The organism is Rhodopila sp. (genome assembly GCF_965276935.1).
Classification (GTDB): domain Bacteria; phylum Pseudomonadota; class Alphaproteobacteria; order Acetobacterales; family Acetobacteraceae; genus Rhodopila.
Genome location: NZ_CBDIBS010000001.1, coordinates 388,953 through 415,907 on the forward strand (window position 1 = coordinate 388,953; position 26,955 = coordinate 415,907).

Sequence of the window (26,955 nt, forward strand, 5' to 3'; positions counted from 1 at the left end):
GCAGTAGAGGTCTTGATCGGCAACCTTGAGCGGGTCTTGGAGGAGGTCATCAGGATGTCCTTTCATTGAACATTCCTGTGATAGCCAACTCCATTTCTATAGACAATCGAAAAATCACGCATCCGTGATCACAATTTAGTTACGAACTAACACAATATGTTGATACGAAATATGTTGGTCAGTCAGCAGTGATGCTACCGTTTGAAACCGCCGCTGTCATGGCTCGATTTGTTTCGGCCGGCTGCAACGGCATCGTGCGAAGCGGTGTTGATCGGGCAGTCGGGCCGTTGCGGCAGGATGAACCCGACAATGCCGTTGCTTGCCGTGACGGACGGCACAGCCTGACATGTAGCGACCGTGCAGGGCTGTGGCGCTGGCCAACCCAACCGGGACAGCAAGGCCGGGTTGGCATCCGCAAGTCGCAATCAAGCTCTGCTCGCCCCGGTTGGTCGCGTTCGGAACACCATCAACGGGATCAGGAAGAACACCAGCGCCGTTGCCGCCGCGGAAACCAGGATCAGCGGCGTGAGGTGCTGGTTGAAGACATGCTGATACAACACCGAACCCAGCATGTCCGAAAGCGGGCTGGTCAGGTTGATGATCGACATCAGGCCGGCGAACGCGAAACCCTCGGCGCCTTCCGGGCAGGAATCGGCCGCCAGCGACAGGGTCGCGATCGTGGCGATCATCGCGGCAATGCCGCTTATCAGCCAGATCACGACGGCGGTCGCGGGGCCGACCAGCAGCAGATAGAGCAGGGTGGCGACGACCCCGCCCGCGATGCTCAGCCGCAGCAAGGCCGGCTTGCCGATGCCACGTAGTTTCCAACGATACAGCAGGCCGCCCAGGATCCAGCCGCCGGCGCTGACCGATGCCAGCACGCCGATAAAGCCCTGGGAGAACTTCAACCGATCGCTCATTTGGAAATACAGCGGCGTGCCGAAGCCGGGACTGAAGTAGTACAGGAACAGGAAGCCGGCGACGAGCCACAGGTTGCGGGTTCGGAATGCCGTCAGCAGGGCGGCCAGGCGTTCCCGCAAAGCAGGCAGATCGAGCCTGGCCCGATGTTCCTGGATCAGCCAGATGCTGGCGATGATGGCCGCTGGCGCCACCGCGGCGATCCAGGCCGCGGTGTGCAGCGCGCCCAACGGCGAGAGCGTTTCGATCAGGTAACCGGCCAGCAGCACGGCGCCCATCTGCGCGATGTTGTACCACAGCCATTGCTGGTTGACGAAGCGCGCGGATGCGTCATGCCTCTGGCCGGTTTCCACCAGCAGCGCGCCACATAGGGTGCTGGAGATCGCCATGGCGAAGGCGGTGATCGTCAGCGCCGGGATCAATGACCGCGTGCTGCTCAGGGATGCAACCAGGGCAAAGGCCAATACCGCGGCGGCGTTTGCCGCGAGCAGGTAGAACCGGCGCCGGTAGCCGAACAACGGCACGAAATCAGATACCGCGCCATACAGTGGCTTGATGATCCAGGGCAGGTCCAGCACCGCCAGCGAGACGCTGATCTTGACCGGGTCCCAGCCTTGGGTCTGCTTCAGGAAATAGCTCAGCGGCTGCCAGATAACCCCGGATTTGGCCTGGCAGACCCCCTCCACCGCATAGACGATGGCGAAGAACCACATGACGCGGCTGACCGACTGATTGGTCTCCATAGGCCATTGTGCGGGCTGCGTCGGTTGCCCTCAAGCCTGGGCTTGGGCAACCTGATGCGAGCTGGCGGGTGCCCGGCGGCGGAGGACAGAACGTATGGCCTGGCGTATTGGCATCGATATAGGCGGCACTTTCACCGATGTGGCGCTGGTGGAGGAAGCTAGCGGCCAGATTGGTATCGCCAAGGTGATGACAACGCCGCATGATTATGGTGAGGCCGTGATCGCGGGCATCCGCAAGGGGCTGGCGGAGAATGCGATTGATCCCGCCGACGTGACGCTGCTGTCGCACGCCACCACGGTGGTGACGAATGCGCTGCTGGAGCACAAGGGCGCCAAGTGCGGCTTCGTCGCCACCCGTGGCTTCCGCGACCTGCTGGAGTTGCGGCGGTCCTCTCGCCCGGATCTCTATGATCTGTTCCAGGATGGGCCGATCGTGCTGGTGCCACGGCGGCATCGGTATGAGATAACGGAGCGAATTGACGCCCAGGGCGAGGTGGTCACGCCGCTGGCGAGCTCGGAGATACCGGCGCTGATCGAGGCGATCCGCGCCGCCGGGTTGCAGACGGTGGCGGTGTCGTTCCTGTTTTCCTTTCTGAATGACAGCCATGAACGCCAGGTTGGCGCGGCGCTGCGTGCGGCGCTGCCCGATGTCGGCGTGTTCCTGTCGTGCGAGGTACTGCCCGAGATCCGCGAATTCGAACGCGCCAGCACCACCGCGGTCTGTGCCTATGTCGGGCCGCTGCTGGCGGGTTATCTGGCTCGCCTGTCCAGCGCGACGAAGGCGCTTGGGTTGCCGGAGCTGTATGTGATGGGCTCGTCGGGCGGCGTGTTCGATATCGCGGAAGGGCTGCGGATGCCGGCCATGGCGGTCGAGTCTGGGCCGGCGGCCGGCGTGATCGCGGCGGCCTTGGCGGGACGCCAGCTCGGCCGGCCAAACCTGATCTCCTTCGACATGGGCGGCACCACCGCCAAGGCCAGCGTGATCGTTGGACATGAAGTCGCGGTCACGGCGGAGTATGAGGTCGGCGGCGGCGCCAATACCCGGCGATGGATGCATGGCACCGGTCATCCGATCCGCGTGCCGGTGATCGATTTGGCGGAGGTCAGCGCCGGCGGCGGCTCGATCGCCTGGGTCGATCCTGGCGGCGCATTGAAGGTCGGTCCGCACAGCGCCGGCGCCGATCCGGGTCCGGCGGCATATGGCGCGGGGGGCATGCGCCCGACGGTGACCGATGCCGACGTGGTGCTGGGCTGGCTGGACCGGGAGGCGCTGCTGGACGGCGGACTGCCGATCGCGCTGGATGCCGCGGAGCGGGCGATCGCCGCCGATGTGGCGGCGCCGTTCGGACTGTCCGTGCGCGAGGCCGCCGCGCGGATCATCGAGGTGGTCAACAGCAACATGGCACAGGCGCTGCGCATCGTCTCGGTCGAGCGTGGGCATGATCCGCGCGAGTTCAGCCTGATCGCCTTCGGTGGCGCGGGGCCGGTTCATGCCGTGGCGCTAGCCGAGGAGCTACAGATACCCGAGGTGATCATTCCACCCGCACCTGGCGCGTTCTCGGCCCTGGGGCTGGTCGCGACGGACCTCAAGCGGGATTATGCACGTACGCTATATGCCGACCTGGAAACTGTAGAACCGGCACAGGTCGCGGATGCGTTCGCCGCGATGGAGGCAGCCGGCGCCGCCATACTGGAAGCGGCGGCCGTTCCGGTTGACCGGCGGGCACTGCCGCGCTTCGCCGATGTGCGATACCGGCGGCAAGCCTATGAACTGACGCTGCCGGTTGAAGCCGGGCCCGTGACCCGAGACAGCCTCGACCACCTCGCCGCGGCGTTCCATGAGAAGCACGAGCAGACCTATGGCCATGCCAATCCGAGTGAGGCCGTGCAGCTTGTGAACCTGCGGCTGACCGCGGTGGGCAAGCTGGCGGACCTGAAGCTGGCTCAGCCTTCCGATCCATTGAAGGTCCGTGTCCGAACGCGTGAAGTCTGGTTCGCCGCGACCGGCTTCGCGCTGGCGGAGGTGCACTGGCGGAATGGCCTTTCGGCCGGCGCGACGATCGCTGGTCCGGCCATCATCGAGGCGCTCGACTCGACGACCGTGGTTCCGCCCGGCTGGACCGGGCGTGTGGATGAACTGGGCTATATCAGGCTGACCCGATCCTGACCAAGATCGCGCGAAGGTCGGACTCGGTTGGCGAAACGCCCGCTACAGCCTATCTTGCTCGCCGATGGAGGATCGCAATGAATGCGCTTGACCTGATGCTCAGCCGAGAATCGGCGTTGAAGCTTGAAGAACCGGGACCCTCGGCCGAGGACCTGGACCGCATGTTCGCGAGCGCGGTTCGCGCGCCGGATCATGGCCGCCTGCGGCCCTGGCAGTTCGTCGTCATTGGCCCGGATCAACGCGCCCGCTTTGGCGCAGTGATGGCGGAGTCGCTGCTGCGGCGCGTGCCTTCGGCATCCGACGCCGACTTGCAGCGGGAGCGTGACAAGGCTTTTCGCTCGCCGACCATCGTCGTGGTCGCGGCCAAGGTAAAGAAAGGCCACAAGATACCGGAGGTCGAGCAGATCGCCTCGGCCTCGGCCGCCGCGCAGACGATCATGCTGGCGGCGCCGGCGCTGGGCTATGGCGCGGTTTGGAAGACCGGTGCCCCGGCCTACGATCCGGCCGTCAAGACCGCGCTCGGCCTGGCAGAGACCGACGCGATCATCGGTTTTCTATACGTCGGCACGCGGTCCGGCGGATCGTCGCCGATACCGCGACCGGAGGCGAAAGACTTCGTCACCACCTGGACCGGCTGATCATTCGCCGGGTTATCACTCCCCACCCAGGGGCTTCATGTTGCGCTCCACCGCCCGCCGCAGCAGGGCGGCGGAGCGATAGACGCCATGCACCATCTTGGAATAGGGCAGCACCAGGAACAGCGCCAGGATGAAGCCGAGGTGCACCGCCATCGCCAAGCCCATCGCCCCGGTGGCGCGCACCGCCAGCAGGATCAGGCCGGTCAGCGCGATCATGGCCAGCAGCATCAGCAGCGCCACGTCCGCCCCCAGCAGGCGCCGCACGGCGGGCATCGGGTCATCGACGAACTTCATCGCGAACAGCCCCACCGTGCCGACCATCAGCAGCACGCCGCCGACGGTGCCCAGCAGCACCGGCAGGCTGATGAACGGGTAGGGCGCTGGCCAGCCGAGGAAGGCGTGGTAGATGAACGCCGAACTGGTCGAGGCAAAGCACAGCAGGAAGCCGTAGAACATCGCGTGGTGCAGATAGCGCCGGCGCATCGAGAACCTTTCCGACGCGTCATTGCAGCCGTTGCCGCCGCCGCCAAGGTTCTTCAGGGTCAGCACATCCCATAGCGCGATCGCCAACGCGGTTGCGCTGACCTTGTCCTGTGGCCCGGCCTCATGCCAGAAGTTCCGCGCGCCCATCCATAGGGCGAACAGGGAAAAGCCGAACGTCGCCAGGGCCACGACGTTCATCGCCCAGAGCGGGATGACCCGGTAGAACGAATCCGCGACGACCGGATGGGCGCCGAAGAAATTGCCTGGGGTGTTCAGCAACATGCTCAGGATCAGCACGACGGCGATGGCCAGCGCGGCGATCAACGAGACCAGGGTGCCGTTGCGATTAAAAGCGGTGGCCAGCGGCTTCGGCCAGGCATATTCGGCGTAGCTTTCGGCCCGCACCTCCGCCAGGGCACGAGGCACGTTGATGCCCCATTCATGCGGTGGGGCGTATTGGCAGGCGTAGTAACAGCCGCGGCAGTTGTGACAGAGGTTGGCCAGGTAGCTCAGGTCGCCGGTGGAAAATTCACGGCGCAGTTCCAGGGCGGGGAAGACGGCACAGAAGCCCTCGCAATAGCGGCAGGCGTTGCAGACCTCCATGTCCCGGCGAGCGGTGATGACGGCGTCAGTTTCTTGCACGACGTGCGGCCTCCTGCCCGGCGATGCGGCCGAAGACCGTGCCGATGGTCATCCCGAACCCGGCCAGGTAGCCCTTGCCGAGGATATTGCCGGCCATGATCTCGCCGGACGCGAACAGGTTGCCGGCGGGCTGACCGGTATCCATCAGCACCTGGGCTTTCTCGTTCACGCGAACACCGAGGTAGGTGAAGGTGATGCCGGGGCGCAGCGGGTAGCCGTAGAACGGCGGCTTCTCGACGGGACGCGCCCAATTCGTCTTGTTCGGCGTCAGGCCGTCCGTGGCATTGCCGTCCAGTTTCAGGTTGTCGAACACCTGGCCGGGTTTTACCGCCTTGTTGAAGCTGTCGATGGTTTGCCGGACTTTCGTCGGATCGAGTTTCATCTTGGTAGCAAGTTCTTCCAGGGTATCCGCCTTGATGGCGGGATAGACCGACGGCATGAACAGCGGGAATGCCTTGGCGTCACAGATGGAGTATGCGATCTGGCCCGGCTGCTGCGCGATCAGGCGGCCCCAGATGGCGTAGCGCTTGGGCCAGACGTCCTCGCCTTCATCGTAGAAGCGGTCGCCGTCGCGGTTGATGACGACGCTGTAGGGCACGCTGTCCAGGCGGGTGGTGATGCCGCCGTCGAATTTTGGCGCGCGGGCGTCGAGGGCGACTGCGTGGCATTGTGTGGGGTCGCCGATCGTGCCGACGCCCTGGTCCAGCAGGTTTTTCAGCACGCGCCCGCGGTTGTATGGCGTGCCGCGGATGACGAAGTTGTCGACCGCGTCGCCCCAGTATTCGCGCATCCACTCCAGGTTTGCCTGGAAGCCGCCGGCCGAGGCGACGACGCAGCGGGCGTTCAAGGTCTCAGGAAATCCCTTGTGGGTGATGTCAATGGAGCGGACCGCGCCGTCGTCCATGTTCAGCGACAGCACCTCGGTGTCATACAGGACATGCACGCCGAGCCGTTCGGCGGTTAGGTAGTAGGCGTTGACCAGGGCCTTGCCGCCGCCGAGGAAGAAGGCATTGGTGCGCCCCAGGTTCAGCGTGCCGGTCAATGACGGCTGGAAGCGCACGCCGGCCTGCTTCATCCAGCCGAACACGCCGGAGGACGCACGGATAGTCATCCGGGCGAGCGCTTCGTCGGTGTTGCCGCCGGTGACGCGCAGCAGGTCGTCCCAGTATTCGTCTTCGTGGTAGGCATCGGTCAGCACATCGTTCGGCTGGTCGTGCATCGCCCTCAGGTTGCGGGTGTGGCGGCTGTTGCCGCCGCGGAAGGCCTTGGGCGCGCTTTCCAGCAGCAGCACGCTGGCGCCCGACTGGCGCGCGGTGATCGCCGCGCACAGCGCCGCGTTGCCGCCGCCCGCCACCAGCACGTCATAGGTTCTTGTCCGATCCGGCATCCGGCTCCCCCTGGGATGGGTTCCATCTACGAACGGTTGCCGGATCGCGCAAGGCGTGCGAATGGCGCGGGTGGGCTGGAATGAAGGGGGTCTGGATGGTGGAAGCCGCGACGGCGAGCGCCTGGTACGAGATCGTGCGGGAGGTGCTGAAACGCCACGATGTCAAGCTGGTGACCTATGTCCCGGACAACGTGCTGCGTCCGCTGATCGAGGCGGTGGAGGCGGACCCGTTCTTCCAGGCCTTCGCCTGCACGCGGGAGGAGGAGGCCGTCGGCATCAACACCGGCGCCTGGATGGGCGGGGTGCGGTCGATGCTGCTGATGCAGACCTCCGGCTTTGCCACCTTGCCGAACGTGCTGGCGTCGCTGGCGGTGCCGTTCCAGATCCCGGTGTTGATGATGGTATCCGAACGCGGCACCTTGGGGGAATTCAACATCGGCCAGTCGCTGGTGGCACGGACCATGCGCCCGGTGCTGGAGGCGCTGGCGATCGAGCACCACACCATGACCCGCCTGGACGAGGCCGAGTTCATCCTGGACCGTAGTCTGGTGCAGGCCTTCGCCACGATGGCGCCGGTCTGCTTCATCCTGTCGCCGCTGCTGACCGGCGGCAAGGTTTTCTCGAAGTAGGAGCTGGGGATATGGCAGATTTGGTGAACCACCCGGCGACCCGTGATCAGGCCAAGGTGATGAACCGGTTCGACATCACCAAACGCATGCTGGATCTGTTGCGGCAGGACGAGGCGGTCGTTGGCGGCATCGGCTATACCAATTTCGACCTGTGGGCGGCCTGCGGTGGCCGGCGGCGGCAGAACTTCTACATGCTGGGGTCGATGGGGCTGGCGGTGCCGATCGCGCTGGGGGTGGCGATCGCCCAGCCGCGGCGGAAAGTCTTCGCGCTGGAGGGGGACGGGTCGGTGCTGATGCAGCTCGGCGCGCTGTCCACCGTGGCGGCGCGGCGGCAGAGCAACCTGTGCATCGTGATCATGGACAACGGGGCGTACCAGATCACCGGCGGACAGAAGACGATGACGGAGCAGGGGGCGGATATCGTCGGGATCGCCCGGGCGTCTGGGCTGGCGCAGAGCGCCTGGGCGGCGAATGAGGATGCGTTTGTTGAACTGGTCGGGCTGTCGTTGCGGGAGGCCGGGCCGTGGCTGATCGGCTGCCGGATCGATAACCAGAAGCCGGTGGATACGACGGAGCGGGATCCCTCGCGGATACGCGATGGGTTCATGCGGGGGTTGGGCGTGAGGGGGTGAGGGAACGGGTATTCCGTTGGGATTTATCCGTCGCCGAAAACCTTTGCTAACGTCGCGACCGCATCCTATATCTGACTAACATGTTGGTCAGGAGCGCGCGGATGGATGATGTGAACCTTGCGGATGCCAAGGCGCATCTAAGCGAATTAGTGGCGCGGGCGGAGGCTGGCGATCTGATCCAGATCAGCCGCCGGGGGAAACCAGTGGTGCAGCTTAGCACCCTCGCGCGGCCTCGGCAGCCTATTGCCCTGTCTGTGCTGCGGGCGGTGACGGATAAGTTGCCGCGGGGAACCGATATAGTGCGGACGATGCGGGATGAGGCGCGCTACTGACGCTGTATCTCGACACGTCGTTGCTGGTCGCGGCGCTTACCAACGAAGCGGCCACCGGGCGGGTTCAGCTTTGGTTGAGTCAGCAGGACCCGGCGGGGCTGTTGATCAGCGAGTGGGTGGTGACGGAGATTGCCTCGGCGCTGTCGATCAAGATCCGCATGGGTCAGCTAACGGTTGAAGATCGCGCCAAGGTGACCGGGCTGTTCACTCGACTGAAGGAGGAGTCTCTGACGGTGGTTCCGGTCATCCGCGATCACTTCCTGACGGCGGGGCGGTTCGCCGAGCAGTATGGGATTGGTTTGCGGGCGGGGGATGCGTTGCATGTCGCGGTCGCGGCGGCGCGAGGGGCGACGATCTGCACGTTGGACAGGCGGCTTGCGGAGGGTGCGACTGCGGTGGGGGTGAGCGCTGAGTTGGCGTGAAGTGAGCCTGTGCCCCAGAAACCAGATCGTCCAAATAGGTTAAGTCACAATCTTGGAAGCTGATCGAGCGGCACGCCAAGAGCATTGCCGGCGGCAGTGCTGAATGCTTCGATCCCTTTAAGAAGGGCGTGTTCGTCAGGTAATTCAGCAAGATCGAAATCCATTCCAAAAATATCGATACCGTCAATTTTGGGATGGGATACCATCGTTCCGGCACCAGCGACTATATTGAAGCAATGCTCACTCGCGCCCCACAAACTAACGGCAATCTCTCTGTTCGGCCGGTTCAGTACAAGGTAGAGACAAAGCTTCGTCTGGCACTCTTCCACGTTCCTAAATGTCAACGGGTTAGGATCAGTGGAGGCGAATGCCGGCATTCCGGTGTCTGAACGTGACCAAACGCACAGAACTGCATCGTTCATGCGCGGATACTCCGACCACTTCCCATTCTTGTATTGTGTATCGTCGCGGCGGCGAGACGCTCTAAAACTTATATTGACCATAGGCAGCATGCCCCAGACCGATCTGGTTTCCGGATTCCATGTACTCATCTTGAACGGCGAATCCGATGACCAATGCGAAAATTCCAGCCGCTCACGAATGATGCGGTTATAATCGAGAATGCGCTTCTGAAAAGCCCAAAGTAAGCGGTAAGCCCGCCGCACATCGGCCAGCGCTTCGGCAAGTTCGGTTGTTGACTGGCTCATGATCATTCGCGTTCTTGTGGGAGAAAGACGCTGGCAGCGGACGTAATGGGTTGCAAACGAGCAAGCGTAGTGACCCACTTTGGAATAAAGGCGGCTGGAGGTGATGTAATCCCACCGGCAACGGCACGCCAGCGCGGCAGAGTTAGTTCCTTCATCCAACTCAGTGGCTCAACGTTAATTCCATGCAATATTAACCCGACCCGTATGTCGTTTATCAGACGGCGGTATACATACTTGTCGGCGGTGACGTCACAAATAACGCTGAAAAGCTTGTGCCAATGCACGGCCGCAAAGCGAACATCTTGGTCAAGAAGACTCGGGGCCGTTTGCTCTAGTTCCGCTAGCAGTTTGCTGCGGAGCGCGATCAGTGTCGTTAATCGCCCGTCCTGCAAACCCCCTACCGCTAACAGCCAAACCTGCTTGCCAGGAAACTGCATACTCGCCCGAGCGTATTCGCGAGCCAGTTGATCGGGTTTCTGCTGACGCACAAAATCATTGCGTTTGGCTTCAACAACCAAAACTCGATCAGTGAATTCGACAATCACATCTGGTTCGACGGCTTGCTCACCGGCTTCGGTCTGCCAGGGCCAGAATAAAACATTTTCGACCGGAGTTGGCGGGATCATCGCTACGCTGGCCCAGATCTCTTGCGAGAAGAGAATGGCGCTAACTGTTTCATCTGGTAGGTAAAAAAGCCGCTCCAATACGGTTGCAGTTAGCGTATCTTCCGATCCGTTGAATTCTTCCAGCAGCCGGACACTCTCCATTCCGGTTCCCCGCTTTTTGCCCCGCAGGATACCGTTTAGCATTCAGCTCCCTTTCTATTCTGCGCAGTTGCCACTTGTCCTAAGTTTATAGGTTCCAACGCACTTCTTATCGAACCATCGAATACGCACGCAGAATTCCAGATGATGGGCGAGGCGCATCAAGCGCATAGCCGGAAGGTATCGCATGGAACGAGACTGACAGCTTCTAGCCGCCATCACAATCACCCGCCATCCTCGCCGCGAACCCCATCGCCCGTGCACCGCCAACCCGACCCTCACACTCGGCCGCCAGCAGCCGCACCAATGCCAGCGGCTCCATCGTGCCAACCATCGCGGCCCGGCGGCGCACCAGCGCGAAGTCCGCTGGCGTCAACATAGTCAGCCCATCCAGCACCGGTGGCGCGGCCAGCCCAAAGAAGCGCCGGAACGCCAGCCGAGATTGCGCCTGGGTCAGCCAATCAAACCGCACCTTCACCAGGAAACGGCGCAGGCTGGCGCGATCCAGCCGGCCCAGCAGGTTGGTCGTGCAGGCGAACGGCAGCGCGTGCTCCTCCATCCAGGTCAGCATCTCGTTGACCTGACTGATTTCCCAGCTCCGCACCGCGTCCACCCGATCCAGCAGCAGGCTGTCGGCCTCATCGAACACCAGGAATGCATTGCTGTCCCGCGCCTCGGCGAAGGCGTCGGCGATGTTGCGCTCGGTTCCGCCGACATAGGCATCCAGGATATCGGAGGCACGCTTGTGCAATACCTGCAACCCCATTCGGTCAGCCAGATGCCGCACCCAGGCGCTCTTGCCCGATCCCGGCGGCCCCGACAGCAGGAACGACACCGCCCGATCCGCATCCGGCCGCGCCAGCCGATCCACCAGCGCGCCCAGGTCGCAGTCCGCGTTCACCAGGGCCGCATCATACAGCCCGTCGTGCGCCCGCTCGGGCGCCGGCAGGGCACCGCCATGCACCGCCCGAGCGACGCCTTCCACGATGACACGGGCGGTCTCGGCCTGCCCGCCGGCCAACCGCGCCGCGCGCAGCGCCGTTGACGCGACGGCCGGCGCCGCCGGCACCAAGCGCGCCAGCCGCGCCGCATCGGCCTCCGGCAAAACGATGCCTTCCGCCTCGCCCATCTGCCGCCACAGCCGCGTCCTGGTCACCAGGTTCGGCACCTTCAGCTCCAGGCACATCGTCATACGCCGCAGCACGGCGGGGCCCAGCATGCTGATGTCGTTCGCTGTCCAGATCACTGGCACCGCCATGCGCTCCAACAGCCGGTGCATGAACACGCGGGAGTTGGTCGCGGGCTCGTCATCAGATCCATTGCGTTCAACAAACAAATCTTCCGCCTCGTCGAACAGCAGCAGCGTATCGCCGGGCGCGACGAGCCGCTGGGCCAGGCGCAGGCCGGCCAGACGCTCCCCACGACAGGGCTCTCCGCCGCTTTCGTCCGCCTCGGCGACCGGCCGCAGCCGCGCGCCCACCCGCTCGGCCAGCGTCGCGGCGAACGACGTCTTGCCGGTGCCGGGCGCCCCGTAGAGCAACAGGTTGATCCCGTTTTCCCGCCCGCCCAGTGCCGCCCGCAGCACGGAAGCGGCGATTTCGGCTTCCTGACCAAGATGCGTGAAGGACTCCCACGGCAGCGGTGCCGCGACGGCCGCGCCGAGCAACTGGTCGTAGACGTCGGCCGCTGGCGGCACGCCCTGGCGGATCAGCGCCTTCAGCCGCTCCAGCGCGCCAAGCCCGCCGCTGCGCCCGAGGTGAAGCAGCCCGCTAGCCAGCAGCTTTGCGCCTGCGGTCAGCCGCGTCTCGACCTCCGCCGAGGATGCTTGCAGCAGCAGCGCGATCAACGTGGCGTCCCGGTGCAAGTAGGTCGGACCTTCGCGGCACACGCTGATCGTGTCGAACAGCCGCTCCACCCGCTTGTCGACCTTGTAGTAAAGCACAAGCGCGAGGATGTGACTTTCCAGCGCATCAAGCGCGAGGATCGGGCTCATTGCCTCGACCCAGCGACAAGCATGGGCATCCGGGATGCCTGACACAGCAGCCCCGCCTTGCGTCAGCGCACTGTCGATCTTGCGCCAATCCTGCTCCGACACACCGCGACGCGGCCAAAATCCGTAGCTGTCGGCATCGCCCGGAACTGCGTTGTCTGGCAGATCGAACCCAGCCGCGCTCTCCGCAAGCCACTTCGCCAATCCCACAGCTTCCGGAGAGCGGCGATCAACCGCGGCGTGGACGTTTAGGGCACACCGCAGTGCCATCGCGGCGCCGTTTCTGCCAATGCTTTGCGCAGCGGCGTGACGCCACTCAAAAGGGGCATTCATGGCAGTTTCTCCAGAGGTTCGATAAAGTCGGAATACGCTGTACGGGCGTCGGAACTGGACGCAAGCGAAGAGATTCGCGGGCTGCCATTGCGGCGGCTTCGCACAGACGCAACCGCGCCTTGCTCGGCCAAAGGCCGGCGACGGCATATGCCTGACGGAACGCATGACGCAGTCGGGTTATCGCGGAGTCGTAGCATGAATGGCTGAAACGGGTCCTGGTCAATGCACATACAGATGTAGCGGGGACAGCGACGCCGTCCCCGCGCCTTGTCAGCGCCGCGCCGCCTGACGACCGCGGGCCAGAGCTTCCGCCCGCAGCAGTTCCGCCGCAGGAATGACTCGCGCGGCCTGCCTTGGATCGCCGAGACCAAACTCGATCTCGATGAAGCCGTCCTGGCGAAGGCGCGAGCAGACCGCAAGTGTTACGCCGGTATGCACGATCTGGAAGTGCGCCATTTCAATACCCCTGCCGCGCCGGGCGATTTCATGCCAGGCCGCCAACGCGGCTGGGCGAAGCTGAACTCCGAGCGCGGCGCGGGCTTCGGTGGACGGAACGATGACGACGGGAGCCTGAACCTGAAACATCGCGATCTCCTTAATGAGCGAACATCAGCCAGACCGCTCGGATAGATTCCGACTGTGGTCTGGTTCACGTTGCCGAGGAGGACAGGTTCAGTTCCTCATAACATTACATAATAGCAGAGAACCAACGTGCTGTCACGCCTTATCTTGAGGAACTCGCCCGTCTGCGACAGAACCGGATAAACGAGATGCTCTGTCCCACGCCGGCCCGCGGGTCTTATCAACGCAATGGACCCGCACCGGCCGGTCCGGCATAGTCGCTATCAGATATGGATCGGCTTGGCGACCAAGCGGAATAAGCATAAAGGCCAGAGATGGCATGGCAGCTTGGTGCCTGCGTGAGGCGCTTATCAGTGGCGGCACAACCCCGGAACTTGCCAACAAAGCGGCCGAGGAAGTCGCAACCTATGAGGCGCGACTGGCTTCGACGGACGCCCGCCTGACGCTGTTAACCTGGATGGTGGGTGCAAACATTGCTCTTACCGCGGCTGTGCTGGCCAAACTGCTGCACTGAAAACGTTTCTTCCCGAACTGGCTGACTGGCAACGACAGGCAACACAAAATCCTGGACTTCGACCACCGTCACCAGGACGCATAGCCACCTACCCGTTACTCCGCCGCCACCGCCGCCCGCATCCCCACCCGCCGCAGCGCCCGGTCGACCCACTGCGCCGTCAGCTTCTCCTGCGCGCCGTTCTGCCCCAGCCGTTCATGCAGCGCCGGGAAATCCACCCGGTCCAGCGCCTGGTCCTGATTGAAGCAGGAGAACACCACCGTCCGCTCCCCCGTCGCCGGATTGATCTGCGGCTGCAGGCACTGCGCGCAGACCTCCTTCATCATGCACTGCATGGGGGAGTTGATCGATCCGATCGCGCTGTGCCCGGCCTTCAGATAAGGCGCCAGCACGCCATGCCGAGCGGCGCCCACCGCCTGCATCATGCGGTCGGAGCCGATGACGATCATGTGGTCAGCCTCCGCCAGCGGCACCGCCTGGTCGCCGAGCGCGCCTGATGCGTAGGCTGCCATCGCCTGCACGATGTTGCCGACGAAGCTGCGATCCTGCGGCCGATGCGGTCCCACCGTGAAGCCCGGCGCCTCATCGCAACACCAGATGATCACGTCGGCCGCCCGCTCGATCTCGGAGACCTTGTAGCGGTCGCGCAGCGCCTTGTAGCCGGCGAAGTACACCACCTTCGACCCCGTCGCCCGCGTCGCCGCGCCGATCGAGAACAGCACCGCGTTGCCCAACCCGCCACCCACCAGCGCCAACGTGCTATCGGCATGGATCTCGGTCGGCGTGCCGGTCGGCCCCATCAGCACCACCGGCTCCCCAGGCGCCAGCATGGCGCACAGGTCCGAACTGCCGCCCATCTCCAGCGCGATGACGCTGACCAGCCCGGCCGAGGGATCGGTCCAGGCGCCGGTCATCGCCAGCCCCTCCATGTTCAGCAAGGTGCGGCCGACACCCGGTTCGTCATCGCGCGCGGCCAGCACCTCGAAGTTCTGCAACCGGTAGAATTGGCCGGGCCGGAAGGCGCGGGCAGCGGCCGGGGCGCGGATCACCACCTCGATGATCGTCGGCGTCAGCCGATGCACCGCATGCACCCGCGCCGTCAGCGCATCCCGTGTTGCGGCGATCAGCGCGGCACCCGGCACCGAGGTCGCCGGAATCGCAGCCAGGGCACGGGAGACCACGGGATAACCCCGCTTCGCCCCGCCCATCGCCTTCACCACGTTGCCAAAGAAGCTCGGGTGCAGGTCGCCAAAGAAGCTGATGAACCGTCCATTCTCCGCCCGGTGCATCAGCACCTCGGCCTTGTCCGGCTTCGCCAAACCACGCACCGGTTCCACCTTCGCGCCGTTCTCGTCCACCGCCTGGAAGTAGCGGCCGTCCAGCTTGATCCGGTCATCCTCCCGCGCCAGCACGGTGTTCGGCTGAGTGCCGGCCGCCACCAGGATCGCCCGCGCCGGCAGCACCACCTCGGAGCCATCCGCGCGGGTCATGCGCAGCCCCGCGGCATGGCCGAAGCGGTCGGTCTCCACCGCGGCGGGCGTCAGGCCCTCGGCGAAGTGGACTGATTCCTCCATCGCCTTGGCGACTTCCTCGTGGTTCAGCGTGTAGGACGGGCTGTCCACCAGCCGGCGGCGATACGCCACCGTCGCCCCGCCCCAGCCATCCAGCAACCCCGCCAGATCGGCCGCTCGGCCTTCGCGCGCGGCCGCCTCGCGTTCGGCGCGGATCGCGGCGGCATGGGCGAGGAATTCGCCAGCGGTCTCCGCCTCCTCCTGCGTCCAGCGCAGGCGCACCGCCATCTCGCCGTTCTCCGCCACCAGCACCCGGTGGCGCAGGGCGAACTTCTCCACCTGACGCACGTAGTAGGCCAGGCTTTCGGTGGCAGTGTCGATCGCCGTCAGCCCGCCGCCGATCACCACCACCGGCAGGCGAAGCTGCAGGTTGGCGATCGAGGACGCCTTCGCCGCCCCGGATAGTTGCAGCGCCATCAGGAAGTCGGACGCCTGCCGCACCCCACGCGCCAGCCCGTTCGGGATATCCAGCACGGTCGGCCGGCCGGCGCCCATGCACAGGGCGATGTGGTCGAAACCCATCGTCCAGGCATCGTCGACCGACAACGTGCCGCCGCCGCCGAACCGCACGCCACCAAAATGCGCGAACTGGTCAACCCGCCGCTCCAGCAGCAGCCGCACCAGCTTCAGGTAATTCTTGTTCCAGCGGACGGTGATGCCGTACTCGGCCACCCCGCCGAACCCGGCCATCACGCGGTCATCCAGGTTCTCGAACAGCGTCGCCACGTCGCGCACCGGGGCGGAGACGTCAAAGCCCAGCGGCTCGATCTTCAACCCGTCAACCGCGACCACGGTATGGCCGTCGTTCATCAGGTGATGCGCCAGGGTGAACCCGGCCGGTCCCAGCCCGACGATCAGCACCTTGCGCCCGCTGTCTGGCCGGGGCAGGGGGCGGCGGATGTCCAGAGGGTTCCACCGGGTCAGCAACGCATAGATCTCGAAGCCCCACGGCAGCGCCAGGACGTCCTTCAACACGGATGTTTCCGCCTGAGGAATATCGACCGGCTCCTGCTTCTGGTAGATGCACGCCTTCATGCAGTCGTTGCAGATACGGTGGCCGGTCGCGGCCATCATCGGGTTGTCGATGGCGATTGTGGCGAACGCGCCCAGCACATGGCCGGCGGCGCGCAGCGTGTGCATCTCGGAAATCTTCTCGTCCAGCGGGCAGCCGGCCAGGGTGACGCCGAACACCGATTTCTGGAACTGCCCGGTCTTGCGGTCCTTCAGCCCCTTCGAGCAGGAATCCTTGCCCTGAGTATGACACCAGATGCAGTAGTTCACCTGGTCCAGCGCCTGCTGCGTGTTCATGCCGTGGTCGGTCAGGGCGAAGCCCTCGCGGTGCCGCCGGTCATGTTCCGGCAGGCGCAGCATGGTTACGCCATCGCGCTCGATCGTCTCGACCGGCACAAGGTGCTGCGGATCGATGCGACGCGGCACGCCGAACAGGGTGCCGCCGCGATGCGCCGCCTGGCCGTCCGGGGTCAATGTCGCCCAGGCAGCATAGCGCAAGGCGATGTCCAGCGCCTCCGCATCGGTTTCCCAGATGGCAACATAGGTAGCGAAGGCCTGCTCGGTCAATGCCTGACCCATACGGGCTTCCAGCGCCGCACGCAGCGCCGGACCGTCGAAGGCGGACGGGTCGGCGTACTTCTTCACCGCCTGGCGCTGCACGAACAGGCGCTTGCAGGCGTGGATCGGGTCCAGCGCGAGCGTTGTCCGCATCAGCGCCTCGGTCTGCGGCTCGATGCCGAACAAGGCCGCCACGAACCCGTCCAGATGCGGGCCGAGCGCCACGACCAAGTCGGATTCGTCGCGCGAGGACAGGCTGTCAGGCGCCGCGCGGGCCGCCAGCAGACGTTGATGCAGCGCCGCGTCCTGTTGCGCCAGCGTCCCCAGGAATTGGCGATCCAGCCGCACAAGCCCGTTACGCACCGCGAGGTCGGCGAACGAGAAGCCAAAGGCAAGCCGAGGAGAATCAAGAGACGTCACGGGACCAGACCATCTTCCACTAAAAAATCCAACAAAAAGCTCGGCTTTAGGCCAACGCGCCGATTGCCATCGCCGGGAGTTGCATAGCGGATGCCATAGCCCGACCGGTCAGGCAACCGCCGCTGATCACACCTCTCCGGAGTTCATTGCGGTACTGTCCTCGGGGCAAAGCCATTCCAGCAACTTGCTGGTCAATGCGGTTGTCGTCAGCGGCTTGGTAAGCTGATCGTCCATCCCGCTGGCCAGGCTCGCCTCGCGACTTCCCTGCAAGCTATGGGCGGTCAAGGCGACAATCGGGGTGGAGTGACCCTGAAGCGTCTCGATGTGACGAATTGCCCGGGTCGCCTCGTAGCCGTCCATTTCCGGCATCTGGCAATCCATCAGCACCAGGTCAAACTGGTATTCTCGATAAGCGGCGACTGCCTCCAGGCCGTTTCGGGCGGCTGTGACGCGGCAACCCAATGCTTCCAGCAAAGCCTGGGTTATCCGCATGTTGGCTGGGTTGTCCTCCACCAGCAGGATCGAGATGGAGCTTCGGCCGCCGCGATCAAGTGTCGCCTGGAACGCTTTGCTCGCGGCGGAGACGAAGTCAGCGGCCGGTGCGGCTGGCGGCAGCGTGACTGGCGGAGCGGGACGGGCAGCCGGGGCGGGTAGAACGGCCGGCGCGGCCAACCCTCGTTCCAGGAACACAGTAAACCAGAAGGTGGACCCGACGCCGACCACGCTCTCCACGCCGATGTCACCATCCATCAGGTGGCAGAGCTGGCGTGCGATCGACAGGCCCAGCCCGGTTCCGCCATAGCGCCGGGTGGTGGAACTGTCGGCCTGCGTGAAGGCCTCGAAGATCAGGCCCTGCTTGTCGGCTGGGATGCCGATGCCGGTATCCGATACTTCGAAGCGTATGCGCAGTCCGGTGCCGATCTCCTGCTCCATTGCCGCATGGATGGTGATGCTGCCCATGGCGGTGAATTTCAGTGCGTTGCCAACCAGGTTTGTCAGGACCTGCAGCAGGCGGTGCGAATCGCCGACGAGCATGAGGTTCAGCGGGTCTGGCATCAGCAGCGACAATGTCAGTCCCTTGGATCGCGCCTGATCGCCGAACAACACCGTGACATCGAGCATCAAAGACGGCAGGTGGAACGGGATGCGGTCCAGTTCCAGCTTGCCGACCTCGATCTTTGACAGGTCCAGGATGTCATCGATCATTCGCAGCAGCGCCTGGCTGGACCGGGCGGCGGTTTCGAGATAACGCCGTTGCGGGGCGGTTAGATCCGTGAGCCGCATCAGCTCCACCATGCCGACGATCCCGTTGAGCGGGATGCGGATCTCGTGGCTCATGTTCGCCAGGAACTGGCCCTTGCCGAGATTGGATGTCTCCGCCTGCCGCAGCGCCTGGATGGTGTCGGCGGCTTTGCGGCGCAGGTCGCTCAGCATGGTGTTGACCGCGGCGCCCATCTGGCCGATCTCCCGCGGCACCGGACCGTGGAAGACTGGAACCGACACTTCGTCATTGCCGGCAACAACCGCCTCGGCGGTGGCCGCCACGACGCGGACCGGGCGGGCCAGATAAAGCGCGAACACCCAGCTCAGCAGCGTGGCGGCGCCGAACGAACCGGCCGCGACGATGATTGCCTTCGCGGTCACTTGATCGGCTCCGCGGCAAAGCTCGATGATCGGCTGCGGCACCATGACGGCCCGGCCGGTTTCCGGCACCACGGCGCAGCCGGCGATCATGTTGCTGTTGAATGGCGGCGAAAGGATCTGGCCGACGCCGGTTTCGCCCCGCATTATCGCCGCCGCGCCGGAAGTGTCGGGCGACGCCGCCGCCCAGTCCTTGAACGGATGGGCGACCAGGAGATGCCGCGCCCGCACCGAGTCCATCTCGTTCTGGAAGGACGTTTTGCTCTCCCAGAAGGCGAGGACGCCGACCGGTACGACGGCGACGACAGTGAAGGCAATGAACAGCAGGAGACGCAGACTGACGCCGCCGAGCAACTTCGTCATGACAGCCGGTGCCGGAGTGTCGGCCTTGGATGAGATCGTCTTCGGCGGAGGGGGCATGTTCTGGTTTGGCGTCGGCTGCATTCCAGAGCTTCCGCAATGGCAGAGCGCGGCCTGCGGCAGATGCAATACCACGCCATGCCAATGACTTGGCAAATCGCTTTGCTCGCTGTTAAACTCGATAGCTTCAAGTTATACTTTCTCAGTCAACCCATTGTATTGGTTGGTGTGAAGTGCGCTGGTGACCTTGATTATCAGTAATGAGCCGTGGTGCCTGTTGCGAAATTCGATATTATACAACTTGAAGCCAGCAGAAGTTATAACTTCATCTGAGCTGTCAATCAACCGTCAGAAATTCGGCTACAACGGTCGTGAAGTCGTCGAGGCAATGCTAATCCCTCATTAATATTCTCGCGTACATACGCTAAATGGACGTTGCTTCGCCAGAGCGGTTTCAAATCAGGTCGCTCCACCTTCAAGTCGTCATGGGGCGACTCTTCCTCGCGTGCTTGATCGCCCAGCCATGAAGAGTTGGTGCGACCTGATCGGAAACCGCCCTGAGCTCAGTAATCCTTACCGAGCAACAATGGTTCAGCATTGAACGCTCATCCAATCATGTCGGCTGTCATCGAACCTCGTCATGCAAGCCGCGTCCTCTCATTGCGAAGCATGTCGGCCCAAACGGGAACGGCCTCAGCCTGCCCGTCGATCGGCAGCGACACAAGCCGCCCGACGTCGCAAGCGTTTCAGCGGCTCCCATGGCCAAAGACCTTCCGCCAGCAGACGAGCTTTCCTGGCACCGCGCCGCATGGGCTAAGATCCCATACATATCATTGAGGAGATGACATGCCGATTCGCGTCTACCTCGCCGGCCCAGATGTCTTCCTGCCGGACCCCGGCGCCTGGATCGAGCGCAAGAAGGCGATCTGCGCCGCCTTCGGATTGCACGGAGTTTCACCACTCGACGATCTGCCGGACGAACCCCGATCCTGGACTATCCTGCCGGACTGGCACCGCATCGCGCTGCGCAACGAGGCTCATATCCGCAGTGCCGACGCCGTCGTCGCGAACCTGACGCCGTTCCGCGGCCCCAGCGCCGACGTCGGAACGGTGTACGAGGTCGGCTTTGCCCGCGCTCTCGGCCTGCGGTTGTTCGGCTACGCCACCGTTACCACTTCATTGTTGGACCGCACCATCGCTGCCCTGCGCGGCACCGCGCGTCAGGCTGCCGACGGCTCCTGGTCGGACGCTGACGGTCTGCAGATCGAGCAGTTCGGACTGTTCGACAATCTGATGATCGAAGGCGGCATCACCGGCTCCGGCGGAACATTGATCCAGCAGGACAAGGACCGTTGGCACGACCTGTCGGTGTTCGAGCGCTGCATCCAAGCGGCGGCGGCGGCAATGTTCGGCGGAGATCGACCCAGGCGGCTTGAGCCGGAGCAGTCGGATCACACCGTCGTCGACCCGCCCAGGATCGTCGTCGCCTGCGCCGACAGCACGCCGCCGTTGCCATGCACCAGCGCCAGTTCCGCATCCAGCACCTGCCGCTGACCACATTGGCCGCGCAACTGCCGCACCGCCTCGATCAGCAGGAACAATCCATACATCCCGGGATGGCAGTATGACAGGCCGCCGCCGTTGGTGTTGACCGCCAGCGAGCCCTTTGGTCCGATCCGACCACCCTGGACAAACGGGCCGCCCTCGCCCTTGCCGCAGAAACCCAGATCCTCAAGGAACAGGATGGTGTTAATGGTGAACGCGTCATATAGCGCCAGCACGTCGATATCACCGGGCTTTACTCCCGCGGCGTGGTAGGCCCGTGCCCCGGATTCGATCGCTCCGGTCCGCGTCAGGTCCGGCATCGACGTGATCGAGGCATGCGTGATCGACTGCCCGCTGCCAAGCACATACACCGGCTGCTGTTTCATGTCGCGGGCCCGGTCCGCCCGCACCAGCACGATTGCTCCACCGCCATCGGTCACCAGGCAGATGTCGCGCACCGTGAACGGCTCGCTGATCGGCCGGGCATTCAGCACGTCGGCGATCGAGAGCGGTTGCTTCTCCCAGGCGGCCGGGTTCAGCAGCGCCCAGTCGCGCGCCGCCACGGCGACCTCCGCCATCTGCTCACGCGTGGTGCCAAACTCGTGCATGTGCCGGTTCGCCGCCATCGCATAGGCGCTGGCCGGCAGGAACGGCTTGTAGGGCGTCTCGTAGGGATTGAATTCCCGTGCACTGGCGGCTCGCCTGCCGACGGTGCGCTGCGTGCTGCCGTAGGCAACGACGGCAACCGAGCAAAGCCCGGCCTGCAGCGCCGCATGGGCATGCGCGACATGGATCTCGAACGACGAGCCGCCGACGATGGTGCTGTCGGTATAGGCGTTCGGCAGCCCGAGATACTCGACCAGCGATAGCGCCGAGGTCCGCGCCTGCGTCGTCGCGCAGAACAACCCATCCACGTCCGCCAAGGTCAGTCCCGCATCCACCAGCGCGCGATGGATGCCCTGGGCCATCAGGTCGATCGGGCTCATCAATGCGGCGACGGCGCCGAGGTCCGATTCCGCCGCGCCAACGATGGCGACGCTGCCACGTGTCACGTCAGTCATGGTGTGCCCTCCGCCGGGATGAAGACGGGGTAGGGGTCCTCGTCGCCGCCGGGCGTGTGCACCCGAAAGCGGACGCGCAGCCCAATCCTGACCTGGGTGGGCGGGATGTCCTCGACCCGGCTCATCATGCGAAAGCCTTCGTCGATGTCCACCAAGCAGACATTATACGGCTCGCCGTCCCGCGGATGCACCACGGTGGTGGCATGCACCGTTCCCAACCCCTGACTGATCCGCCACTCGAGATCGTCGGCGCCGGTGCGGGGGGCGATCACGCGCGGATAGAACACCGCCTGATTGGCGGACGCGCTGTACTGATAGCCGAGCTCGCCGCGTTTCAGGTGCGCGATATAGGTCGCCAGAGGCGATGTCGCCGCGTTAGCCATAAGCCAGGTCCTTCCATCGTATGCACCAAGCGTAGCAACGCCGCCGATCCCGCACAAACGCCACGGCTTCATCATGACGCCGCTTGCACCGGGGCAGGGATGACGCCAGATTTCGCCAATGCCTCAGTCGTCCCCATCCCCCGATATCGCGTCGCCGGACAGTTTCCTGACCGGCCAGTTGCTGATCGCCATGCCGGCCATGGCGGATCCGCGCTTTGCCCAAAGCTTGATCTATCTCTGTGCCCATACCCCGGAAGGCGCCATGGGGCTGGTACTGAACCGGCCGATCGTCAAGCCGACCTTCGACGACCTGCTGAAGCAGTTGAACGTCGAGCCGTTGCCGCCGGTGCGTCAGGTCAAGTTGTGTGCCGGCGGTCCGGTCGCCAACGCCCGCGGCTTCGTGCTGCACACTAATGACTGGACCGGGGAAGGCAGCCTGAAGGTTGACAACAGCATGGCCCTGACCGCCAGCCTGGATGTATTAAAGGTCATCGCCGAGGGTGGCGGCCCCCGAGAATGCGTCCTCGCACTCGGCTATGCAGGGTGGGGACCTGGGCAGCTCGACAAGGAAATTCACGCCAATAGCTGGCTGTCGGTTTCGGCCGACGAGACGTTGCTGTTCGACACGGCCCACGACACCAAATGGCGGCGGGCCTTGGCGAAACTGCATGTGGATCCGCTTTTGCTTTCCGACGTGGCGGGTCACGCATAGGCTCCTGTCGTGGCGGAGCGCAGGCTCGACAACACCGCAAGGCCTCGGTGGCCGATCTATGCCCGACACCAGCGGTAGCCGGACTGCGCGCCGATTGCCCGCCCATGTCGTCACCAGCCACGGTACGGGACACGGAAGGCGCAAAATCTGCCGCCGTTAACTCCGCGGTAGCATTTCCGGCGTCTTAATCCAGCCTTTCGCATCGCCGAAGGAGCCGGACGTGGCCGCACATCTCGCCGAACTGACCGACATCGTGCGCGGCGTCCTACGCAACGCCGACGTTGAACTCGTCGCTGATTCCAGGTTCCAGGATCTGCCCGCATGGGACTCCATGGACCTGGTCGCCGTGGTCGTGGAAGCCGAGTGCCGCTTCGGCCTGCTGTTCGAGCCAGAGGAAATCGAGGCACTGCACACCGCCGCCGATCTGCTGCAGGCGATTGTCGACAAACGGGCGCTCGGTTCGGCCTGATCATCTGTGCCGTTCAATTCCTTTCTGTTCTTGCTAGGCTTTCTGCCGGTTACCGTGGGCGGCTATGCGGTCATTTGCCGCCTGGGCTCACCCTGGGCAAAGGTATGGCTGATCGCTGTCTCCCTGTTGTTCTATGGCGTCGCGGCACTTGGCTTCCTGCCGCTGCTGCTGCTGTCCGTCAGCGGCAACCTGTTGCTGCTGCGGGCGATGTCGGCGGTCGACCGACGCGGCTGGTTGGCGGCGCTGGGCTGCGTGCTGAACCTGGTGCTGCTCGGCTGGTTCAAATACGCGCAACCCGTGCTCTGGCAGGATCCTGTCCTGCCGCTGGGTATTAGCTTCTTTACCTTCACCCAGATCGGCTGCCTGCTGTCGCATGCAGGCGGGACCGATCCAGCGCCGCGTCCAGCCACGTATGCCCTGTTCGTCCTGTTCTTTCCCGCACTGACGGCAGGTCCTATCCTGAACCCGCGCGAGATGCTGCCGCAATTCGACCGCGCCGAGGGGTGGCGGCTGTCGGCCGACAACCTGGCGGCCGGCGCAGGCTTCTTTCTGATCGGCCTGCTGAAGAAGACCTTGCTGGCCGATCCGTTGTCCGGCGTGGTCGCGGCCGGCTTCGCCGCTCCCGGCGCGCTGTCGCTGCTCCCCGCGTGGCAGGCGGCGATCGCCTGGTCGATGCAACTCTACTTTGACTTCTCCGGCTATTCGGACATGGCGGTCGGGCTAGCGCGGATGTTCGGCATCCATTTTCCCGACAATTTCGAGCAGCCCTACTGCGCCCGGTCCGTCATCCAGTACTGGCAGCGCTGGCACATGTCACTGACCCGCTTCCTGATGGCGAACATCCATGCGCCCCTGACCCTGGCCATTCTGCGCCGGCGCCGAACCGCCGGCCTGCCGATCAACCAGGCGGCGCAGCAGACGCCGGCCGGCTTCCTGGGCATGGTCGCCGTGCCAATCCTGCTGACAATGATCCTGGCTGGGATCTGGCACGGACCGGCGCTGACCTTCCTGCTGTTCGGGCTGCTGCATGTCGTGTTCCTGCTGATCAACCACGCCTGGCGCATCTGGCGGGCGCCATCGCTGGCACCGCTGCTGGCCGTGGCGCTGACCTACCTTAGTGTGTTGACTGGCGCGGTGCTGTTCCGTGCCGACTCAGTGGCCGATGCGGCGGCGATGCTGTCCGGCATGGCTGGACTGCACGGCGCAGCGCCGCTGTCGGCCGATCTCCATGGCATCGTCGATACGCTCTGGATCATCGGGCTCTATGCCATCATCTGGCTTGTGCCGAGCACCCGGCAGTGGATGCAGGGCGGCGCATCGCGGTTGTCCTGGCGCCCCACGCCGGGATGGGCCGTCGCCATGGGGTGCGCGGCGACGCTCGGCCTGCTCGCCTCCGGCGGAACGGGCGAGTTCGTGTATTTCCACTTCTGATGCGCTACCTGCGAATCATGGCGGCGACGGCAGTGGCCAGCTTCGCCCTGGTCTGGCTGTGGGTCGCGACCATGCCGATGGCGTTCATGGACCCGGAGTACGCGTCGTTTCGCGCCAAGAGCATCATGCTCGACCGCTGCGACCTCGGTCAGGCCATCATCCTGGGCGACTCGCGTGCCGCCGCCGACATCATCCCCGCGCGGCTGCCGATCACGGTCACCAACCTTGCCATCGGCGGTGGGGAGGCGATCGAGGCGTATGCCGCGCTGACCCGCGCCCTGGCCTGTCCAGACGCGCCGCGGCTGGTCATCATCTCCCTGGACCCTGGCCACTTCGCCCGCCCCGACCTGTTCTGGGAACGCAGCGTCCGCTTCGGCTTCGTCAGCGGCCAGGACCTGATCACCTTGCGCGACCTGTCGCGGGAAACTGGCGATCTGTCCATCTATGCTGGTCATGGACACGACGGATTACCGTTGGCGCTGCGCGACCTGCTGGAGCGAAGCCGTTTTCCGCCGCTTTATTTCGCCAGCCTGGCGCACGGCGTCGGCCTGCTGCGGTGGTGGCACAATCATCGTCTGCTGAAGGCGGCGCTGGCCGCGCGGGGGCACTATCCCTTTGGCACGCAGCCCGGATCGGACGTCGTGGCATTCGATGGGCACCTGCCGACGTTCCGCCCGCTGCCGATCCTCGACCGCTATTTCGACAAGATGCTCGCGCTGCTGGCGGCGCGCGGGATCGAGTCCCGGTTCATTGCCATGCCGGTGAACGAGGCGACATGGCGCAACGTCCAACCCGCCATGCGCATGGCATTCGCCGCCTACCTGTCCGGCTATGAACGCCGCTATCCGCTGTTCCATGTCGACCCGGACCTGATGCCGCACTGGCCAAACCGCTTCTTCGGCGACGAGTTCTGCCACCTGAACCCGGACGGCGCCGAACGCTTCAGCGCACGGTTGTCTCAGCGGCTGCAGGCGGCGCCACCCAGCACGCAGAACGAGGCGCAGAACGGATGGTTGAGCGAGACGGCGCGCGACGCCTCCCTCAGCGTGGTTCCCATCTCAAAGCGGGGATCATAGGCCAGCAGCGTACAGGCCAACACCACCGGTGCGGCGGCATCGCGGCGCTTCACCACCATTCGGGCGCCGGCGCACATCACATCGTCCGGCGACTTGTGCAGGATGCCCCAGCAGGCCGTGGTGATCTCCGGCACGTCGCGCTCGGCCTCCATTTCCGGGAACAGCATCAGGCGTACTCGGTCATGCGCGTCCACCGGGATGTCGTGTTCGGCAAACAACCGGGCGAAGCCGTCGCGGAGCGATGATTCGGTCTCGCCGGTGAAGCGGCGGCCGGCGACGTCCAGGCGAAAGCCGTTGCGGGCCAGCCAGATCAGGCCATCCAGAGCCGGCCTCCAGGTGCGCCGGCCGCGTTCCGCCTCATGGATCACCGGGTCGTAGTGGTCGAGCGAGACGCGCAGGGTCAGTAGGCCGCCGAACTTGTCTTTCAGGGCCAGCAGCGGCGCGCGCAGCTTGCGCAGGGGCTTCATGGCGTTGGTCAGCACCAGCGCCTTCAGCCCACGTGACAGCACATCATCCAGCATGCCGATGATGTCGGGGTTCATGAACGGCTCGCCGCCGGTGAAGCCGATCAGGCTGGTGGGCAGGCGGTCGCGTTCGATCTCCTCAAGATAGGCGCCGACCTCTGTCCGGGTCAGATAGCTCAGGCGGTCGTTGCGCGGGGATGATTCAATGTAGCAGTTGCGGCAGGTCAGGTTGCACACCGTGCCGGTGTTGAACCAAAGTGTTTCCAACGCCCGCAGCGCCACGGTCGCCCGCACCTCGCCTGCCGCGGTCAGTCGCGGATCGTGGAACTTTGCCGAGTCGAGCGGGCGGCTGATCTGGTCCAAAGCGGTC

At 64.5% G+C, this 26,955-nt stretch carries 24 protein-coding genes; 12 read left to right on the forward strand and 12 right to left on the reverse strand.

All coding sequences use genetic code 11. The annotated features are described in order from the left end of the window. Positions 1 to 425 precede the first annotated feature (425 nt). The gene (locus ACQY4S_RS01790; protein ID WP_428483461.1) at positions 426 to 1,661 is read right to left on the reverse strand and encodes an MFS transporter; all 1,236 of its coding nucleotides are present in this window, start codon (positions 1,659 to 1,661) and stop codon (positions 426 to 428) included. Between the two features lie 94 nt (positions 1,662 to 1,755). On the opposite strand from ACQY4S_RS01790, the gene ACQY4S_RS01795 reads away from it, so the two are divergent. Both ACQY4S_RS01795 and ACQY4S_RS01800 read left to right on the forward strand, forming a co-directional pair. After that, positions 1,756 to 3,828 carry a hydantoinase/oxoprolinase family protein gene (locus ACQY4S_RS01795; RefSeq protein ID WP_428483462.1) on the forward strand — a complete coding sequence of 691 codons (2,073 nt, stop codon included), beginning with the start codon at positions 1,756 to 1,758 and terminating at the stop codon, positions 3,826 to 3,828. A 77-nt stretch (positions 3,829 to 3,905) separates the two neighbouring features. Beyond that, positions 3,906 to 4,466, forward strand: a complete 561-nt coding sequence (locus tag ACQY4S_RS01800; RefSeq protein WP_428483463.1) for a nitroreductase family protein — start codon at positions 3,906 to 3,908, stop codon at positions 4,464 to 4,466. A 15-nt stretch (positions 4,467 to 4,481) separates the two neighbouring features. Here the strand turns inward: ACQY4S_RS01800 and tcuB are convergent, their stop codons facing one another. Both tcuB and tcuA read right to left on the reverse strand, forming a co-directional pair. Further along, entirely contained in the window at positions 4,482 to 5,591 is a 1,110-nt protein-coding gene (gene tcuB / locus ACQY4S_RS01805) for a tricarballylate utilization 4Fe-4S protein TcuB (protein WP_428483464.1), read from the reverse strand. After that, entirely contained in the window at positions 5,578 to 6,978 is a 1,401-nt protein-coding gene (tcuA, locus tag ACQY4S_RS01810) for an FAD-dependent tricarballylate dehydrogenase TcuA (protein ID WP_428483465.1), read from the reverse strand. The genes tcuB and tcuA overlap by 14 nt, the downstream gene beginning before the upstream one ends. Before the next feature lie 80 nt (positions 6,979 to 7,058). On the opposite strand from tcuA, the gene ACQY4S_RS01815 reads away from it, so the two are divergent. From ACQY4S_RS01815 to ACQY4S_RS01830, 4 genes are all read left to right on the forward strand, one after another. Beyond that, the gene (locus ACQY4S_RS01815; protein WP_428483466.1) at positions 7,059 to 7,607 is read left to right on the forward strand and encodes a thiamine pyrophosphate-binding protein; all 549 of its coding nucleotides are present in this window, start codon (positions 7,059 to 7,061) and stop codon (positions 7,605 to 7,607) included. 11 nt (positions 7,608 to 7,618) lie between these two features. After that, positions 7,619 to 8,239 carry a thiamine pyrophosphate-dependent enzyme gene (locus tag ACQY4S_RS01820; protein ID WP_428483467.1) on the forward strand — a complete coding sequence of 207 codons (621 nt, stop codon included), beginning with the start codon at positions 7,619 to 7,621 and terminating at the stop codon, positions 8,237 to 8,239. 101 nt (positions 8,240 to 8,340) lie between these two features. Continuing rightward, positions 8,341 to 8,571, forward strand: a complete 231-nt coding sequence (locus tag ACQY4S_RS01825; RefSeq protein WP_428483468.1) for a type II toxin-antitoxin system Phd/YefM family antitoxin — start codon at positions 8,341 to 8,343, stop codon at positions 8,569 to 8,571. Between the two features lie 2 nt (positions 8,572 to 8,573). Continuing rightward, complete coding sequence (locus ACQY4S_RS01830) at positions 8,574 to 8,993, forward strand: type II toxin-antitoxin system VapC family toxin (protein WP_428483724.1); 420 nt, start codon at positions 8,574 to 8,576, stop codon at positions 8,991 to 8,993. Positions 8,994 to 9,037: 44 nt separating this feature from the next. On the opposite strand, the gene ACQY4S_RS01835 is transcribed toward ACQY4S_RS01830, so the two are convergent. The 4 genes from ACQY4S_RS01835 to ACQY4S_RS01850 form a co-directional block, all read right to left on the reverse strand. Next, a complete protein-coding gene (locus ACQY4S_RS01835) occupies positions 9,038 to 9,700 on the reverse strand; it encodes a hypothetical protein (protein ID WP_428483469.1) in 663 nt (220 codons plus the stop codon). A 2-nt stretch (positions 9,701 to 9,702) separates the two neighbouring features. After that, positions 9,703 to 10,509 carry a hypothetical protein gene (locus ACQY4S_RS01840; RefSeq protein WP_428483470.1) on the reverse strand — a complete coding sequence of 269 codons (807 nt, stop codon included), beginning with the start codon at positions 10,507 to 10,509 and terminating at the stop codon, positions 9,703 to 9,705. A 163-nt stretch (positions 10,510 to 10,672) separates the two neighbouring features. Then, the gene (locus tag ACQY4S_RS01845) at positions 10,673 to 12,787 is read right to left on the reverse strand and encodes an AAA family ATPase (protein WP_428483471.1); all 2,115 of its coding nucleotides are present in this window, start codon (positions 12,785 to 12,787) and stop codon (positions 10,673 to 10,675) included. Positions 12,788 to 13,057: 270 nt separating this feature from the next. Further along, a complete protein-coding gene (locus ACQY4S_RS01850; RefSeq protein ID WP_428483472.1) occupies positions 13,058 to 13,372 on the reverse strand; it encodes a hypothetical protein in 315 nt (104 codons plus the stop codon). Between the two features lie 316 nt (positions 13,373 to 13,688). Here ACQY4S_RS01850 and ACQY4S_RS01855 point away from each other — a divergent pair, with 316 nt between their 5' ends. Further along, a complete protein-coding gene (locus tag ACQY4S_RS01855) occupies positions 13,689 to 13,883 on the forward strand; it encodes a hypothetical protein (protein WP_428483473.1) in 195 nt (64 codons plus the stop codon). A gap of 95 nt (positions 13,884 to 13,978) precedes the next feature. Here the strand turns inward: ACQY4S_RS01855 and ACQY4S_RS01860 are convergent, their stop codons facing one another. Continuing rightward, positions 13,979 to 17,443: an FAD-dependent oxidoreductase gene (locus tag ACQY4S_RS01860; RefSeq protein WP_428483474.1), complete on the reverse strand. Its 3,465-nt coding sequence runs from the start codon at positions 17,441 to 17,443 to the stop codon at positions 13,979 to 13,981. 126 nt (positions 17,444 to 17,569) lie between these two features. After that, entirely contained in the window at positions 17,570 to 19,528 is a 1,959-nt protein-coding gene (locus ACQY4S_RS01865; RefSeq protein WP_428483475.1) for an ATP-binding protein, read from the reverse strand. A 762-nt stretch (positions 19,529 to 20,290) separates the two neighbouring features. Here ACQY4S_RS01865 and ACQY4S_RS01870 point away from each other — a divergent pair. Next, positions 20,291 to 20,998 carry a nucleoside 2-deoxyribosyltransferase gene (locus tag ACQY4S_RS01870; protein WP_428483476.1) on the forward strand — a complete coding sequence of 236 codons (708 nt, stop codon included), beginning with the start codon at positions 20,291 to 20,293 and terminating at the stop codon, positions 20,996 to 20,998. On the opposite strand, the gene ACQY4S_RS01875 is transcribed toward ACQY4S_RS01870, so the two are convergent. Both ACQY4S_RS01875 and ACQY4S_RS01880 read right to left on the reverse strand, forming a co-directional pair. After that, positions 20,896 to 22,050 (reverse strand): acetyl-CoA acetyltransferase, encoded by a 1,155-nt coding sequence (locus ACQY4S_RS01875; protein WP_428483477.1) that lies wholly within the window; start codon positions 22,048 to 22,050, stop codon positions 20,896 to 20,898. The two genes, ACQY4S_RS01870 and ACQY4S_RS01875, sit on opposite strands and share 103 nt — an antisense overlap. Next, positions 22,047 to 22,433, reverse strand: coding sequence for a Zn-ribbon domain-containing OB-fold protein (locus tag ACQY4S_RS01880; protein ID WP_428483478.1), 387 nt, complete (start codon positions 22,431 to 22,433; stop codon positions 22,047 to 22,049). The genes ACQY4S_RS01875 and ACQY4S_RS01880 overlap by 4 nt, the downstream gene beginning before the upstream one ends. Before the next feature lie 118 nt (positions 22,434 to 22,551). Here ACQY4S_RS01880 and ACQY4S_RS01885 point away from each other — a divergent pair, with 118 nt between their 5' ends. The 4 genes from ACQY4S_RS01885 to ACQY4S_RS01900 all read left to right on the forward strand — a co-directional run bounded on the left by ACQY4S_RS01885 (position 22,552) and on the right by ACQY4S_RS01900 (position 26,121). Next, the gene (locus ACQY4S_RS01885) at positions 22,552 to 23,145 is read left to right on the forward strand and encodes a YqgE/AlgH family protein (RefSeq protein ID WP_428483479.1); all 594 of its coding nucleotides are present in this window, start codon (positions 22,552 to 22,554) and stop codon (positions 23,143 to 23,145) included. 220 nt (positions 23,146 to 23,365) lie between these two features. Next, complete coding sequence (locus ACQY4S_RS01890; RefSeq protein WP_428483481.1) at positions 23,366 to 23,614, forward strand: acyl carrier protein; 249 nt, start codon at positions 23,366 to 23,368, stop codon at positions 23,612 to 23,614. A 6-nt stretch (positions 23,615 to 23,620) separates the two neighbouring features. Then, positions 23,621 to 25,045, forward strand: a complete 1,425-nt coding sequence (locus ACQY4S_RS01895; protein WP_428483482.1) for an MBOAT family O-acyltransferase — start codon at positions 23,621 to 23,623, stop codon at positions 25,043 to 25,045. Beyond that, complete coding sequence (locus tag ACQY4S_RS01900) at positions 25,045 to 26,121, forward strand: hypothetical protein (protein WP_428483484.1); 1,077 nt, start codon at positions 25,045 to 25,047, stop codon at positions 26,119 to 26,121. Before ACQY4S_RS01895 ends, ACQY4S_RS01900 begins: the two co-directional genes overlap by 1 nt. Here the strand turns inward: ACQY4S_RS01900 and ACQY4S_RS01905 are convergent. After that, the gene (locus ACQY4S_RS01905) at positions 26,004 to 26,948 is read right to left on the reverse strand and encodes a radical SAM protein (RefSeq protein WP_428483485.1); all 945 of its coding nucleotides are present in this window, start codon (positions 26,946 to 26,948) and stop codon (positions 26,004 to 26,006) included. The genes ACQY4S_RS01900 and ACQY4S_RS01905 overlap by 118 nt on opposite strands. Positions 26,949 to 26,955 lie beyond the last annotated feature (7 nt).

Coding starts and splice junctions, on each gene's coding strand:
- tcuA (WP_428483465.1), bottom strand. CDS start 6,978: ATGCCGGATCGGACAAGAACCTATGACGTGCTGGTGGCGGGCGGCGGC.
- ACQY4S_RS01835 (WP_428483469.1), bottom strand. CDS start 9,700: ATGAGCCAGTCAACAACCGAACTTGCCGAAGCGCTGGCCGATGTGCGG.
- ACQY4S_RS01865 (WP_428483475.1), bottom strand. CDS start 19,528: ATGCAGCCGACGCCAAACCAGAACATGCCCCCTCCGCCGAAGACGATC.
- ACQY4S_RS01825 (WP_428483468.1), top strand. CDS start 8,341: ATGGATGATGTGAACCTTGCGGATGCCAAGGCGCATCTAAGCGAATTA.
- ACQY4S_RS01900 (WP_428483484.1), top strand. CDS start 25,045: ATGCGCTACCTGCGAATCATGGCGGCGACGGCAGTGGCCAGCTTCGCC.
- ACQY4S_RS01870 (WP_428483476.1), top strand. CDS start 20,291: ATGCCGATTCGCGTCTACCTCGCCGGCCCAGATGTCTTCCTGCCGGAC.
- ACQY4S_RS01845 (WP_428483471.1), bottom strand. CDS start 12,787: ATGAATGCCCCTTTTGAGTGGCGTCACGCCGCTGCGCAAAGCATTGGC.
- ACQY4S_RS01820 (WP_428483467.1), top strand. CDS start 7,619: ATGGCAGATTTGGTGAACCACCCGGCGACCCGTGATCAGGCCAAGGTG.
- ACQY4S_RS01880 (WP_428483478.1), bottom strand. CDS start 22,433: ATGGCTAACGCGGCGACATCGCCTCTGGCGACCTATATCGCGCACCTG.
- ACQY4S_RS01875 (WP_428483477.1), bottom strand. CDS start 22,050: ATGACTGACGTGACACGTGGCAGCGTCGCCATCGTTGGCGCGGCGGAA.
- ACQY4S_RS01885 (WP_428483479.1), top strand. CDS start 22,552: ATGCCTCAGTCGTCCCCATCCCCCGATATCGCGTCGCCGGACAGTTTC.
- ACQY4S_RS01840 (WP_428483470.1), bottom strand. CDS start 10,509: ATGCTAAACGGTATCCTGCGGGGCAAAAAGCGGGGAACCGGAATGGAG.
- ACQY4S_RS01790 (WP_428483461.1), bottom strand. CDS start 1,661: ATGGAGACCAATCAGTCGGTCAGCCGCGTCATGTGGTTCTTCGCCATC.
- ACQY4S_RS01800 (WP_428483463.1), top strand. CDS start 3,906: ATGAATGCGCTTGACCTGATGCTCAGCCGAGAATCGGCGTTGAAGCTT.
- ACQY4S_RS01855 (WP_428483473.1), top strand. CDS start 13,689: ATGGCAGCTTGGTGCCTGCGTGAGGCGCTTATCAGTGGCGGCACAACC.
- ACQY4S_RS01850 (WP_428483472.1), bottom strand. CDS start 13,372: ATGTTTCAGGTTCAGGCTCCCGTCGTCATCGTTCCGTCCACCGAAGCC.
- ACQY4S_RS01795 (WP_428483462.1), top strand. CDS start 1,756: ATGGCCTGGCGTATTGGCATCGATATAGGCGGCACTTTCACCGATGTG.
- ACQY4S_RS01815 (WP_428483466.1), top strand. CDS start 7,059: ATGAAGGGGGTCTGGATGGTGGAAGCCGCGACGGCGAGCGCCTGGTAC.